Here is a 14,366-nt window from a genome sequence, read left to right on the forward strand (position 1 = left end):
TTATGTCATCACAGATTCAAGTACAGCTCAGCTCCAAAGGAGAATGTGCCAGTGTTGCGCTGTGTGAGAGTTGTTGTTTTATTGCCCTCAAGGTATGGCTCATAGAAGAGAGCATTGTTCACATAGAACGACAAGCCACCCACCTTACCCAGTTCCTTTGTCAGTCTAACAGACGTGTTCCATGTAACAGGAGTCTTCGAGGGTTCGTTGTCGTTACTCTTACGTTCCATCTTGCTTATAGCCATTGACTCCTGCTGTACAGCGGGGTCGGTACTCAGTTTAGGATCTGTGGCATAGTACTTAGCATCCATACCTAAATATCCACCATACATATCCTCTGTAATCTCATGGTAAACCACGTCGCGGTCATACCAGCCGATAGGCATCTTGCCTTCTGTATAGTTCCATGTAGAGTTATGCCATATAGCCTGTGCAGTAAACGATGCCACCATCTTCAGGGCTGGAATATGAGTCACGGCACGCAGTGTGGTAACGAAACGACGATAGCGATCATAGTCAGTACCTGACGCATACACAATCTTAAATGGTGTGAGTCCAAGTCCATGCGAATAAGAGGTTGGCACACCATTAGGTGTCTGAGAATCCATGTCTGTGCTCCATGTCCTTGTCTCGCTCCACGCTCCGCTAAAATAGAAGTTAGTGTAAATCGGCTTCAGCTCACCAAGATCCATATCGAACTCAATGCCTTTGTTCACCGTGGTGTTAGTGTTACCTATGAGTCCCTTTGTCATGAACAGCACATCCTGACGCAGAGGACTGTTCACGTTGACTGCCGTGGGCTGCTGTGTGAAGTCAAGTCCGCTGGTATTCTTAGGATTACTGTTGTCGTAATAGATATTGACAGGATAGGTCATATATTCTGTCAATGCCCCAAAGCCGTTAGGTGTCTTGTCGCGATAAGCCAGAATGCTCAGCTTGCGATTGCCAGGCAGTTTTATGTCCAGTCCCAGCTCAACCTTTGTCGTCGTGGCATTCTTCAGGTTCTTTGAATACTCCACATCATAGACATGGGTGTAATAGTTCACGATGTTTGTCTCTGGAGCCGACTGCGATATATATACAGCTGTAGCACGGTCATCATACTTCTTGTCAGGATAGAGATAGTTCAGGCCTGGTGTCTTTGAGTTCATGCCTATGCCAGCACGCACGTCAAGCCATTTTGTTACAGAGAAAGCAGCGTTCAATCGTGGCGATAGCGCCGTAGTAGCTACATCTGCAAATGGCTGCATAGCCGTGAAGCGCAGACCAGCGCCTAAGCGCAGACGATTCACTTTATTAATATTATATGTGAACTGGTCTTCAGCAAAGGCAGCTATCTGGTGCAGTCCTGGAATATCATGGAAGGCACGAGGACGTGTTCCGTCATTAGGATGATACGGACGTGTCTCGTCTTCGTTGTAGTAGCCCTCAGCGTTGTTCCAGTCATAGTGATAGTCAGCACCAATCTTAAACTTCTGCACAGTCTTTCCCTTACGGAAGAAGAAGTCATCGACCACCTTCACAAACACGTTGCCAGGACGGCTCTCTGTGATACCTGTTGCACGATAGGAGCCATTAATATAGCTTACATTATTATAGCCCGTCTCCATAGCAGTAATAATATCCGTACGTCCAGATGAGTTTCCTACAAAAGACGTGTTTCTATTATCAGTTACGGTGTAGTTCAGGCCTATGGTATATTTCAGCGATCGCATAAGTGGCAGGTCCATCTGCAAGCGTCCGTTGTGAGTCAGTCCGATACTCATATTGGTATTCTTCGACTCTGTTCCATCCTGCTGTGCGTCTGGGTCCTGACCTGTCCAGTCCTTCATCTGCGAGAAGCGCACCTTCGTGTCTGTATGCCACTTGCGGTTAATATCCTTTCCATAGGCGAGATTCACGTTGTATCTGTCAAACGAACGTGTCTTCATGCGTGGGTCGCCCCAAGCTTTAGCATAATCCACGCTGGCGTTGATAATGCCTACCTTACCCAGATTAAAGCCTTTTCCCAAAGAATAGTTCTGCAAGCCAGGGTTCACCTTTGCCTTAAATTGATATGGTGTCACGCCCACTTTCGAGTGTACCACGACAAGTCCGCTCGTCAGGTCGCCATATTCAGCTGATGGAATACCACGTATCACCTCTACTTCGTCTATATCGTCAGCAGCTATCTGGCGCAGGTCCGTTCCTGTGAATGATGTGGAAGAAAAATTTCCTTCCGTCATCACGCCATTGTTCGAAATAGGCATACCGTCAACGACTATGCTTGAGCCGAAGGCCGAAGTATTGTTGTTCACGAGAGTACGCAGCTGAAGGGTCGCCTGCTGTGTAAGGTCATGATTACCCATTAGGTGTCCTGGCAAGAGCTGCATGATGTCTGCCAACGATGTCGCCTGCAGGTGGTCAATAGCCTGTCTGCCCACGACACTTGCCGTCGATGCGCCCGACTCTTTTTGGCGTGCCACAACCTGCACCTCTTTCAGCGACAGCGATGTAGGCACCATGAAGTACTTCAACTGCAAGTCCTTGCTCACCTTAATCCTTGTGTTTATCTGTTCAAAGCCCACATAGGTTATCTGAAGCGTATAGTCACCGTCAGGTACATTCTTTATGACAGCCTTACCATCCATATCGGTAACTGTCAGCGAGCCAGCTGGTTGCAACTGGACTGTAGCCATCACCACAGGCTCGTTCGTTCCTTTCTCAACAACAGAGATGTTCAGCGAGTGACCACCTTTCTGTGCACTCGCCGAAGCAACGAACATACTAAATATCGATAATACGAATAGAAGTTTCTTCATATAATTCACTACTGACAAATTTCTAACTTCTGATTCTTAACTCAAAAAAATATCACTTCTCTTTGCACTCATGTGGAGCAGGAATGGTTGCCTCTATGCCTGCTTCTTTCAGTTCCTGCTGAAGTTTCTCTACAGATGTCTCTGTGTTCACAAAAGTGATGGCGAGCGACTTATTGCGCTTGTTAACATTAGCATCATCCACGCCATCGAGAGCAAGTGCTACCTCGGCAGTCTCCTCAGTAGCCAGATTTGCTGGAATATTGAAATAAGCAAAGCTTATGTTCTTGCTTGTATAATAGCTCACTGGAGTGAAACCCAGCTCAGACAACGTCTTGCATATCTCGCCTTTCGATGTTTTGTTGGCATCATAGCGGAAGAACACATAGTGTTTATCTAAATGGGGAGCTATACTGTCAACACCGTCAATCTGTCCTATACGCTTCGTTATACGGTTAGCACAGTTCTGGCAGTGCATATCAGCCATCTGCAGACCTATTCCACGGCGAATAACCTCTGTCTTGCTATACGGAGCAGTCTTATAGCGTCCTGTAGCGTCCAGACGTCCTTTAAGCGTATCGGCACAGGTCTTCGACCTGTCATAGGCTATCGTTGCCGTGCGTTTCTCAAGATCAAAGCTGACGGTCTCAAACCCATTAACCTTCTTCAACACAGTGCCTACCTTGTGTGCACACTCCTCACAGCGCATGCCTTTAATCCTTACTGTAAGCGTATCTGATGTTGCAGCCATTGCCGACTGGAACAGCATCAATGCTGCGAAAAAAAACAAAGATTTCTTCATAGCTATCCACGTTATTTATATATATGGAGGCAAAGGTACAAATAAAAAACAACATGCAACAACAAAAAACAGGTTTGTTTAGGTTTAATAACGAAAAAAATTGTACCTTTGCACGCCGAAAACTAAATCTTAACTAGAAATAGTATTCAGAATAAAAGTATTAATAATTAAAAACTCATCATGTTTAAAAGTTTTACAGGTTTTCATCTCGTCGAGGCTTATCACAAGCTGCGCCATGAGAAGAAATACAGACCAGGAGCGGTTCAACTAAAAGCTATCAAGGCTTTGTTCGTATTGTTCGTTACGCTGTTGTTGTGGAATCTCCCCACGGAGTCCTTTGGCATTGACGGCCTTAACGTCGTTCAGCAGCGCATCATTGCAATCTTTGCTTTTGCCACTTTGATGTGGGTCTTAGAGGTTGTTTCCTCATGGGCAACATCGGTGGCAATTATTGTGATGATGCTTTTGTTCACATCGAACAGTGGTATCTCTTTCATGTGCGATCCAGAGGAAGTTGGCACACTGCTTAGCTTCAAGGGTATTATGAGCTGTTTCGCCGACCCAGTCATTATGCTCTTCATCGGTGGTTTCGTGCTCGCTATTGCTGCAACGAAGACAGGTCTTGACGCACAGTTGGCAAAAGTTCTGCTGAAACCCTTCGGCAATCGCAGTGAGAATGTGCTTTTGGGCTTCCTGCTCATCACAGCATTCTTCTCAATGTTCGTTTCTAACACTGCCACAGCAGCTATGATGCTGACGTTCCTTACGCCAGTGTTCAAGCAGCTTCCTCCAGAAGGAAAGGGACGCATCGCCTTGGCGCTGAGCATACCTGTTGCTGCCAACCTCGGCGGTATGGGTACACCTATCGGCACACCTCCAAACGCTATCGCCATCAAGTATCTTAACGACCCTGAGGGTCTGAACCTCGGACTGGGCTTCGGCCAGTGGATGATGTTCATGGTACCTCTGGTGATTGTTCTCATTTTCTTCGGATGGTGGCTCCTGCGCACACTCTTCCCATTCTCACAGAAGACTGTTGAGCTTGAGATTGAGGGTGGTATGAAGAAGAACGCACAGACATATATCGTCATCGTGACATTCCTTGTTACTGTCGCCCTTTGGGTATGTGAGAAGTGGACTGGAATAAACTCCTATACCGTTGCCATGATTCCATTCGTTGTGTTCGCAATGACAGGCATCATCACCAAGTATGACCTTGAGGAAATTAACTGGTCCGTAATCTGGATGGTGGCTGGCGGCTTCGCACTCGGCTATGGTCTTAACTCTTCAGGACTGGCTGAGCTTGCCGTTAAGAGCATCCCATTTGGTGACTTCTCTCCAATAGCCATCATGCTTATCTCAGGTGTCATCTGCTACCTGCTCAGCAACTTCATTTCCAACTCAGCTACAGCAGCCCTGCTCATGCCTATCCTCGCAGTTGTCTGCACCGCAATGGGCGACAAGCTTGCTCCTATCGGCGGCACTCCTACCATACTCATCGGTGTGGCTGTTGCAGCTTCAAGCGCAATGATTCTTCCCGTGTCAACACCTCCAAACGCCCTGGCATTCTCAACAAACCTTGTTCACCAGAACGACATGGCAAAGATTGGCATCATCGTAGGTATCGTCTCAATGATTGTAGGCTACGCCATGCTCTATTTCATGGGAACACTGCATGTGATTTAATGGGAAAACAATTCGTAGTTACATTTAAGAATCCACAAATTCTCTTATTCTTAAATTATTGACAATGAAGGTAAACATGATTGCAGCGGTAGCGCGCAACAGGGCTATCGGTTTCGAGAACAAGCTCATCTATTGGCTGCCAAACGACCTTAAACGTTTCAAGCAGCTGACCACAGGTCACACCATAGTTATGGGCCGACGCACTTTCGAGAGTCTGCCTAAGGGTGCCCTACCCAATCGCCGCAACTGTGTACTAACACGAAGCATCCACAGTCTCCCTGGCTGTGAATGCTTCGCTTCATGGGATGAGTTCATCGCCACATGTTCAGCCGATGAGGACATCTATATAATAGGTGGTGCAAGCCTCTACAAAGAGTTGCTCGGCGTGGCCGACCGTCTCTGTCTTACAGAGATCGATGACACGCCAACCGAGGCCGACACGTTCTTTCCCGACTACTCCGACTGGCACGAGGTGGCTCGCGAAGACCATCCTGCCGACGAACGTCATGCCCATGCCTATTCCTTCGTTGACTACGAAAAATAGCTCAGTTAAAAATCCAACATATTAAGCGGCGTACCCAATCGGATACGCCGCTTAGTGCGTTTTTACGAATCAGTTAGCATGAGCAGACGACCTTCAGCACAAGCCATGAGATAGCGGGGCTGTGGCTTAAAGAAAGGAGGGAAGCCTTTCAAGAGCAGGACGATAAGGGGAAGTTTCGCTTCCAAAATGGCTGTAGCAATCTGTCTTTCGCCAGGGCTGACACATGGAGAGAAATACCTGCTACAGTTAGTTTGCCCAAAGGCTTGAAGTATTGAGGGCTTGCGCGTTTCAACAGGAGCCGCCTGGGGTTGTCATCAAGGTAATCCAACATGCGCTGCAGTTGGCCTTCTTGCAGCAGGATGCGGTCGTTATAACCTGACTCCCAAAGAACACCAGTGACAGGGTGTTTAGTTGACTGAGACACAAGAGGCTGTTTGGTTAACTGAGACAATGCCTCAGTGTGCTGGACGGAGGGGGAAGGCTGGACAGAGGATGACACTGGAGGCATGATGATGCCCAGCTCTCGTGCTGCCTTCCTTGTGCCGCTCTTGAAACCATTGATGATGGTGCCCAGGTGGTGAGGCATGTTTTCCCTGACAAAGAGCACTCCATGGATATGGTCAGGCATGACGCAAAGCTTGATGACTGACACATTTGGATAATGAGCAGGAATGTCTAACCAGCAGGCTTTCACTTTCTCTCCTAATGGAGACAAGATGATGTGTGGTTTATTATCTCCGCTTGTGACCATGGGGTCACCTTCTAATGTGCCGAATAACGGCAACCGGCCTTCAGTGGCCATCGTTATCATGTAGATGCCTCGCTGGGTATAGTCGTGCTCATCGCAACGACGCTTCATGGAGGGTTTCTTTTCCTGTCTTTTAGACCACTCGATATGCCTTTTCTTCTATCATCCATGGGCTATCACACACTAACCTCAGCCTTGATGTGAGGCCATGGGTCGTAGTCTTCCAACTGGAAGTCCTCGTATTGGAATGAGAAGAGATCCTTCACATCGGGATTAATGCGCATCTTTGGCAATGGTCGCGGAGTGCGGGTCAGCTGTAAGCGAGCCTGCTCCAGATGGTTCAGATAGAGGTGGGTATCGCCAGTGGTATGTATGAACTCGCCTGGCTGCATGTCACACACCTGCGCTACCATCATGCAGAGCAATGCATAGCTTGCGATGTTGAACGGAACACCAAGGAACGTGTCAGCAGAACGTTGGTATAGCTGCAGTGAGAGGCGAGGCTTTTCACCCTCGTTGCGTGGAGGAGCGACATAAAACTGGAACATTGTATGACATGGTGGAAGCGCCATTTTGTTCACCTCAGCCACGTTCCATGCCGACACAATCATGCGTCGTGAGTTAGGGTTGTTCTTCAGCTGGTCCAGAATAATCTTTATCTGGTCTATAGATCCGCCAGCATAGTCGGGCCAAGAACGCCACTGATGTCCATAGACAGGTCCCAGCTCACCGTTCTCGTCAGCCCACTCGTTCCAGATACGCACGCCATGCTCCTGCAGATAGTGAACATTCGTGTTGCCCTGCAGGAACCACAGCAGCTCATATATGATACTCTTCAGATGAAGTTTCTTCGTTGTCAGAAGTGGGAAGCCCTCTTCCAAATTGAACCGCATCTGATTACCGAACACGCTCAGCGTTCCTGTTCCTGTGCGGTCTCCTTTCTCCACGCCCTCGCGCAATATGCGGTCGAGCAAGTCTAAGTACTGTTTCATTATTATACTGTAATTTACGTTTGTCTTAAGTTTTAGTTATATAGAACATATTACCGGCTCATATTGCTGTGGCACATGAGTTGTCTTTATTCGCCATTCTTTCGGATAGAGATTATTTGCACGACTGCCGATGTTCTTCACTTGTCCGAGAATATGTCCCATAAAGCTTACATTCACAATGCCACGCGGAGTTTCAGCAGGAAGGGTGATGGCTTCACCACGAAGATAGGCAATGGCTTGAGCATAGTCCAAGTCAACGATGGGACACTGCACCGAGGCAGCATCACCGTTGAGTCTTTCCAGCGTAGGCACCTTGCCTTTGCTGTTGTTTCGAGACTCACGGAAAGCCACATCATTTTCATTGACGCTCCCTACCGAGCCCTTTCTCAACACCGCCATGAACAGACCTTCGCCACGAGTATATCCAGGAATGAAGCGATAAACAGGTTCATTGAAGCCTTCAAGCAGCGAGCCAGTGATGCCCCACTCTGACTTGGTGGCGACGGGCAACACCTCCGCACCAAGTTCTTCCATTATCCAACGGACATTCTCCTCATTCTCCTTTGTATTGAATGTGCAGGTGCTGTAGATGAGCAGCCCACCATCAGCAAGACACTGCCATGCGTCAGCAACAATCTCGCGCTGAAGCTGCCAACACTTCTCCACGTTCTGCGTGCTCCATTCGCTTGCAGCATTAGAATCTTTTCTAAACATGCCTTCACCTGAGCATGGCACATCGCAGAGAATGACATCGAACTTCATCTTCGACTTTCGATAGTCTTTGGGATAGAGGTTCGTAACGAAATGATTCTCATAGCCCCATTTCTCTACATTCTCAAGCAGCACGCTGGCTCGTTTGTGCATAGGCTCGTTGGAATAGAGCACGCTATTCTCAGGCAGCACAGAGCGCATCAGCGTTGACTTACCTCCTGGCGCAGCACAAAGGTCAAGACATTTCAATGCTCTGTAGTCTTTAGTCTGAAGTCTATCTGTAGTCTGTAGTCCTCCATCTGTAGTCAAAGAAGGGAGATGTTGTCGCAACACTTCATCGAGAAACATCGACGATGCCTCCTGCACATAGTAGCAGCCTGCATGTAGCAGTGGGTCGAAGGTGAAGTTTGGTCGTGTGGGCAGATAAAATCCGTTCTGACACCAAGGAACTCTGGTGAGCTGCGAGCTTAGCGCTTCGTATTCAGCATGAGAGAACCGTTTAGGGTTCAGACGTATGCTCACTGGTAACTCTTCATCAAGAGCCTGCATGAACCGTTCGAACCGTTCACTGCCAAAGAGTTGGCGCGTATATTGAATAAAATCGTCGGATAATTGCATAATCGCTTGCAAAATTAAAAAAAATAATGCAACTTTGCAATACAATTCTGACTAAATGATTTGGATTGTGTAATTAACATTACATTTGCAATAGAATGAGAACATACTTTTTACAGCTATTCATTATGCTCACTATGGTCTTTGCGCCTATAGAGATGACGGCACAGACATCAGATGCGAAAGACGCAATGGAAGAGCTTGTCGATTCTTCCGCCACTGATGCACAGGTGGTCTATTCCGACACTACTGGCGGAGCAACTTCCTCGGTTTATGCCGACTCGTTAGCCCTGGACGATGAAACAGTTACCAGCTACACTTACCACAAGTCTGTGAGCATTAACAGTTTCAAGGATCTGCGACAGTTTCTTACTAGTGGCGGGCTGGCAACATGGGTTATTATACTCATACTGTTGGTAACGGTTTTCATACTGTTAATACCAATATTGGTGTTCGGCTTGCTATTATGGCTGGTGTTAAAGGCCCTGCGTCGCAAGAAACCATCAGAGGCTCCAAAAGACGAGTTTGCTTTTGAAAACAAGAATAGAAACGAACAAGATAATTGGAATAATATGAATAACAACAAGAAACTTTGCAGGTCAAACGACCGCATTTTAGGTGGTGTGTGTGCAGGATTCGCAGAATATTTCGGAATTGATGTGACGCTTTTCAGATTTCTCTATGCCTGCCTGACGTTTTTCACTGCCTTCAGTGGCGTAATAGTCTATATCATTGCTTTGATTTTGATTCCTGAGCGTCGTTGAACAGTCCATAGGTTGTTCGCAGCACAACAAACTCCGTGCGTCGGTTTAGTTGGTTGCAAACCTCCTGCTTCTCTTCGTCTTTCAGCGATGTGATGTACTCTTCTGTCAGCACATCACCCTCCTTCAGCCAGTCATAAGTCTCGGTGAGCTTTCGCTTGATGGTCTTCGGCTTCTCCTTGCCGTAGCCCATAGGTGAGAGACGGTCGGCAGCTATGCCGTGTTCCGTCAGATAGTTGACCACACTCTCTGCACGACGTTGTGACAGTCGTTTGTTATATTCAGCCGAGCCACGATAGTCGGTATGTGCAGACAGTTCTATTGTCACATTGGGGTTTTCGTTGAGCAGCGTAACGAGCTTGTCAAGAGCTTCTGTTGACTCAGGGCGCAGGGTCGCCTTGTCGAAATCATAGAAGATATTGTCTATGAGTACAGGAGCAGTGATGCTTGCCAATGGGAACTGCAGCACATACTCAGCCGACTCCTTCACGGTATCTACCTTTAGCTGTTCCTTGTGGTTCAGATAGCCCTTACAGGTGCCGAGGAATACATAGTCCACGCCAGGCTTTATCTCTTCCGTAAAGGATCCGTCACCCTTGACGCTGAGCTTTAAGTTGGTACCGTCATTGCCAACCATATATACCAGAGCCTGTGGCAGTTCGTAGCCATCCTGTTCATACACCCATCCCTTAACTGTTTGTATCACCTCATGCTTCTCGAACGAATAGATGTGGTCCCATCCACGGGCATCGCCACGGTTCGACGAGAAGAACCCACGATTGTGCAGTCCCTCGAAGGTCATGCCGAAGTCATCGCCAGAAGAGTTAATAGGATAGCCGGGATGTTCTAATGAGTAATTAGTAGTTAGTAATGAGTAATTTTGATTAGTTTTTTCGTTTAATTCACCAGCTTGTGTCTGATTATAATTACTCATTACTAATTGCTCATTACTAATTGGCGTAGCTATATATATGTCCAGTCCACCAAGTCCTGGATGTCCGTTACTTGAGAAATAGAGGTCACCGTTAGGACGAAATGTTGGAAACATCTCGTCGCCAGGGGTATTGATAGGCTCGCCAAGGTTCTCTATTGAGCCTATGCCCGCTGTTGTGAGCTGTGCACGCCATATGTCCAGTCCGCCCATGCCACCAGGCATATTACTGACAAAGTAAAGCCACATACCGTCGGGTGATATTGCCGGGTGTGCATAGAGCGACAGCGTGTCGCGCGACAGTTCCAGCACCGAGGCCTTTCCCCACGACGCGTCGCTGCGGTTTGATGTTGCTATCTGTGCAAAGCGCGGATAGTTGGGATCGGTCTTACAGACAGTGAGATACATCGTTCGAGAGTCAGAGGTGAACGAGCATGCGCCCTCGTCCTGATCGGTGTTTAGCTCACTCTCTATTGTCTCTGGCTTCTGCCATTTTCCTTTATCATCTTTGTATGCCACGAAGATATCGGCAGGCTTCGTTCCTGTTATGCCGCTCAGCTCATCGCCTACAGCCTGATTACGTGTTGACGAGAAATAAAGCTGATCGTAATCGTCGCCGGCAAGTGCGGGCGAATATTCTGCACGTCGTGAGTTGAAGAGGTCTTCGCGCTTAACAGTATATCCTGACAGGTCGGCTTCTGCCTTCCATCGCGGTGCCATTCGTGCTGACTCAAGTCCGCTCTTCACCAAGCTGTTGTCGGGCATAGAGTCTAGAAGCATGGTAAAAGTTTTCTCTGCCTCCTTATAAGAACCATTCTTCAGCTGTAGCTGTCCAAGATAGAACAATGCCGTTGAGTCTGCCTGCTTGTAGCGCACGGCATTGTTATACGCAGCCATGGCTTTCTGTGTAAAGTTAATTCGTCGGTAGCAGTCGGCCATCTTCAAGGCTCTCTGTCCGCGCAGCGGCTTGTCCTTTGCACGAGTCTGCGAATAAGCCTTCTTATACTGTGAAGCAGCATCATGATATTCACCAAGGGCATAGAACTTATCGCCCTTTTTCATGGCTGTATCAGCACCACATCCCACAAGAAACATGGCTACAAGACACGCGTATATTATAGTAAGAACTTTCCGCATACCTAATAATAACGCACATCCTGCCTGTTTTATTGCATCTTCTTACAATTGACGGAAACAATATGAGTTCCTGAGCCCATTGACTTCACTTCCCCATCGGGCATATAGACGGTGGCAGTGGAACCTTCAGGGATAGTGACTTCCCATATCCACGTGTCGCCCTCGTAGTGCCAGCTGCTCTTGATGAGTCCTTCGGAAGACTTATATGATGCATCGAGATGCCCCAGACGACGGTCGGGTACAGGACGCATGATGATATGTTTGAAACCTGGCTGAGCAGGGTCGGCAACAATGCCAGCACAAGTTTCCCAAAGCCACTGGCATACGCAACCGTAGGCATAGTGATTGAAGCTATTCATGCCTTTAGGTCCCATACCTTTCTCCTTCATATAGCTATTCCAGCGTTCCCAAATAGTAGTGGCACCATTATCTACAGAATATAGCCAGCTGGGGTTCTTGCGCTGGAAGAGGAGTGTGTATGCGACATCTGCCATGCCATTTTCAGTAAGTGTGGGCATGAGGATGGAAGTGCCGAGGAATCCTGTCTGCAGGCAGTCGCCATGCTCACGGAAATTCTCGCGCAGACGCTGAATCATCTGTTCTTTAGCAGAACCAGAGAACAGCTTATTGCGCAGGGCGAAGAGAGCCGGTGTCTGCATGGTGTTCAGGATGGCACATTTGAAGGTACCGTCTTCATTGAAGAACTGTTCACGCAGGTAGTGTTTTGCCTCTTCAGTCATCTTTTCATAATAGTTGGCATCTTTGCCTGTTGCCCGCGCCATATCTGCCATCATGACAGCATCGATGGCCCAGTAGGAGGCACCTAAGTAGTTCCAGTACACGAGAACATCGGGCAGCGGCACTCCGTTCTCACGTACCCGTCCGCCACAGCTCTCCATAGGCTCGTAGCTCAGCCAGTCTGCCCATTGGTAGTTGCCGTTCTCGCTGACAAGGACAGCGTGGTCGTATTTCGTCTCGCTAACGTGTTTCATATATCGAGTCATCGCCTCCCAGCATTCTTCAACGACGGAGACATCACCAAACTGCTTCCATACTGTCCAAGGCACTATGATGCCGGCATCTGCCCATCCTACGCGCATATACTCATGCGAGCTGGTACCATATTGTCCTGGAGGAGCCACACCAGGGAAACCACCCACTTCACTCTGCGAGTCTCGCAGGTCGCGCAACCACTTGCGGAAGAAGCTGTCGGTATTGGCAAAGAATGTACCCGTCTCGCAGAACACCTGAGTGTCAGCAGTCCATCCCAGACGTTCGTTGCGCTGCGGACAGTCGGTAGGTACACTCAGGTAGTTGGAGCGCATGCCCCAGAGGGTATTGGAGATGAGCTGATTGATGTCTTCGTTGCCCGTAGTCAGCATTCCTGTTTCCATGCTGGATGTGATGGAACTGACGGGTATGGACTGTATCTGTTCAATCACGACTTCGTCGGTGGCGGTGATATCTAGGAAGCGATAACCGAAGAAGGTGCAACGCGGTATGTACTCCTCGCATTTGTCAATTATCATTTCTCCCTTATCATTTAGGGCGAAGCCCGCAAAGGTATAGTCGAGACGAATGCTCTTTTCGTGAAGGCGGAGGTTGCGACGGTGGACGCTCCCTTCTGGCCCATCCATTCCACGGCTCTTAGCGCCGTTGCCATCGTTCAGCAGTTCTGAAGGCAGACATGTGAGACGTGTACCAGCTTCAGCCTTGAAACGGAAAGACGGTACGGCAGCACAGTTCTGTCCGAAGTCTATGACGAGATGTTCTCCCGGGCGGACAATCATTTCTTGACCGTTGGCATACTCGCGATCTATAACAATTTTTCCGTGGGCTTCTTCGTTTTCGGCCTCCACCTTAGAATAGACGTATGCACGCTTGGGACTTAGAGCCAGTTCCTGAAGGTGGTATATCTCAGCTCCACATGTAGGTACTATCTCACCAGTGAACTCCTTACTAACCTCGGGAGTAGAAAGCAGGGAAGACTCGAAAACTGGAGAAGGGATGCGAGCATCGTACTCCTCACCGTCGAAAATGGCTGCGTGCTTTACAGGACCGGCAATGCCTGCTTTCCAGTTTTTCGTATCTGTACCATACCGACGTGTAGTGCCGTCGGTGAAAGTCAGTTCGAGAACACCACGGAAGGCGCACTTCTGACCATACATACCGTTGTGGCCACTGGGTGTGATAATCTTATCTGCCCACCACCCAGGCGTTACCTGTGCAGCCAGGGTATTCACGCTGCCTTTCTTCGTCTGGAATTGTTTGGTGACATCATAGGTAAACGAATATTTCGTACGACTATGATGCGAAAAACCGGGACGCAACACTTCACTTCCTATGCGTTTTCCGTTAACGTACAGTTCGTTCACGCCCAGACTCGTGGTCATCCACAAGGCTTTTTTTACTTTTAGGTCGTTCACAACTGTCGAAACGAACCAATTGGCTCCATCGGCAGCACGTGTATGGTCGTTGACACGTCCTGTAACCACAGGAGCATCAACTACACTAATCCACTCTGCATCGTTCCATGCATCATCAGACAATGCCTCTACGAGCTGCGCCTTGCTGCCTATGACAACAAACATCAGGCATAGTAAAATCAAGCTTTTTCTCATTAGTTAATAATTCGTTTCAG

At 48.2% G+C, this 14,366-nt stretch carries 10 protein-coding genes; 3 read left to right on the top strand and 7 right to left on the bottom strand.

Annotated elements, in window-relative coordinates; all coding sequences use genetic code 11:
* Window positions 1-8: 8 nt before the first annotated feature.
* Together M1L52_RS00240 and M1L52_RS00245 are read right to left on the bottom strand one after the other, a co-directional pair.
* Window positions 9-2,801 (bottom strand): TonB-dependent receptor, encoded by a 2,793-nt coding sequence (locus M1L52_RS00240; protein ID WP_248612832.1) that lies wholly within the window; start codon window positions 2,799-2,801, stop codon window positions 9-11.
* Between the two features lie 52 nt (window positions 2,802-2,853).
* On the bottom strand, window positions 2,854-3,600 hold the full coding sequence (locus tag M1L52_RS00245; protein ID WP_248612833.1) for a heavy-metal-associated domain-containing protein: 747 nt from the start codon (window positions 3,598-3,600) through the stop codon (window positions 2,854-2,856).
* 180 nt (window positions 3,601-3,780) lie between these two features.
* Here M1L52_RS00245 and M1L52_RS00250 point away from each other — a divergent pair, with 180 nt between their 5' ends.
* Complete coding sequence (locus tag M1L52_RS00250; protein WP_248612834.1) at window positions 3,781-5,286, top strand: SLC13 family permease; 1,506 nt, start codon at window positions 3,781-3,783, stop codon at window positions 5,284-5,286.
* A 64-nt stretch (window positions 5,287-5,350) separates the two neighbouring features.
* Complete coding sequence (locus tag M1L52_RS00255; RefSeq protein WP_248612835.1) at window positions 5,351-5,830, top strand: dihydrofolate reductase; 480 nt, start codon at window positions 5,351-5,353, stop codon at window positions 5,828-5,830.
* A gap of 148 nt (window positions 5,831-5,978) precedes the next feature.
* Here M1L52_RS00255 and M1L52_RS00260 read toward each other — a convergent pair whose 3' ends face one another.
* The 3 genes from M1L52_RS00260 to M1L52_RS00270 form a co-directional block, all read right to left on the bottom strand.
* A complete protein-coding gene (locus M1L52_RS00260) occupies window positions 5,979-6,689 on the bottom strand; it encodes a transposase (protein ID WP_248612836.1) in 711 nt (236 codons plus the stop codon).
* 65 nt (window positions 6,690-6,754) lie between these two features.
* Window positions 6,755-7,570, bottom strand: a complete 816-nt coding sequence (locus M1L52_RS00265; protein WP_248612837.1) for a thymidylate synthase — start codon at window positions 7,568-7,570, stop codon at window positions 6,755-6,757.
* 36 nt (window positions 7,571-7,606) lie between these two features.
* Window positions 7,607-8,899 carry a methyltransferase RsmF C-terminal domain-like protein gene (locus M1L52_RS00270; RefSeq protein ID WP_248612838.1) on the bottom strand — a complete coding sequence of 431 codons (1,293 nt, stop codon included), beginning with the start codon at window positions 8,897-8,899 and terminating at the stop codon, window positions 7,607-7,609.
* A 569-nt stretch (window positions 8,900-9,468) separates the two neighbouring features.
* Here M1L52_RS00270 and M1L52_RS00275 point away from each other — a divergent pair.
* Complete coding sequence (locus tag M1L52_RS00275; protein WP_248614541.1) at window positions 9,469-9,660, top strand: PspC domain-containing protein; 192 nt, start codon at window positions 9,469-9,471, stop codon at window positions 9,658-9,660.
* Here M1L52_RS00275 and M1L52_RS00280 read toward each other — a convergent pair.
* Both M1L52_RS00280 and M1L52_RS00285 read right to left on the bottom strand, forming a co-directional pair.
* Complete coding sequence (locus M1L52_RS00280) at window positions 9,626-11,725, bottom strand: OmpA family protein (protein WP_248612839.1); 2,100 nt, start codon at window positions 11,723-11,725, stop codon at window positions 9,626-9,628. The genes M1L52_RS00275 and M1L52_RS00280 overlap by 35 nt on opposite strands.
* Window positions 11,726-11,754: 29 nt before the next feature.
* Entirely contained in the window at window positions 11,755-14,316 is a 2,562-nt protein-coding gene (locus M1L52_RS00285; protein ID WP_248614542.1) for a family 78 glycoside hydrolase catalytic domain, read from the bottom strand.
* Between the last annotated feature and the right edge of the window lie 50 nt (window positions 14,317-14,366).

Source organism: Prevotella sp. E13-27, from assembly GCF_023217965.1.
Lineage (GTDB): Bacteria > Bacteroidota > Bacteroidia > Bacteroidales > Bacteroidaceae > Prevotella.

Excerpts from the sequence above, each read along its gene's own strand:
- M1L52_RS00255 (WP_248612835.1), top strand. The coding sequence starts at position 5,351 with ATGAAGGTAAACATGATTGCAGCGGTAGCGCGCAACAGGGCTATCGGT.
- M1L52_RS00250 (WP_248612834.1), top strand. The coding sequence starts at position 3,781 with ATGTTTAAAAGTTTTACAGGTTTTCATCTCGTCGAGGCTTATCACAAG.
- M1L52_RS00260 (WP_248612836.1), bottom strand. The coding sequence starts at position 6,689 with ATGAAGCGTCGTTGCGATGAGCACGACTATACCCAGCGAGGCATCTAC.
- M1L52_RS00270 (WP_248612838.1), bottom strand. The coding sequence starts at position 8,899 with ATGCAATTATCCGACGATTTTATTCAATATACGCGCCAACTCTTTGGC.
- M1L52_RS00240 (WP_248612832.1), bottom strand. The coding sequence starts at position 2,801 with ATGAAGAAACTTCTATTCGTATTATCGATATTTAGTATGTTCGTTGCT.
- M1L52_RS00265 (WP_248612837.1), bottom strand. The coding sequence starts at position 7,570 with ATGAAACAGTACTTAGACTTGCTCGACCGCATATTGCGCGAGGGCGTG.
- M1L52_RS00245 (WP_248612833.1), bottom strand. The coding sequence starts at position 3,600 with ATGAAGAAATCTTTGTTTTTTTTCGCAGCATTGATGCTGTTCCAGTCG.
- M1L52_RS00275 (WP_248614541.1), top strand. The coding sequence starts at position 9,469 with ATGAATAACAACAAGAAACTTTGCAGGTCAAACGACCGCATTTTAGGT.
- M1L52_RS00280 (WP_248612839.1), bottom strand. The coding sequence starts at position 11,725 with ATGCGGAAAGTTCTTACTATAATATACGCGTGTCTTGTAGCCATGTTT.
- M1L52_RS00285 (WP_248614542.1), bottom strand. The coding sequence starts at position 14,316 with ATGTTTGTTGTCATAGGCAGCAAGGCGCAGCTCGTAGAGGCATTGTCT.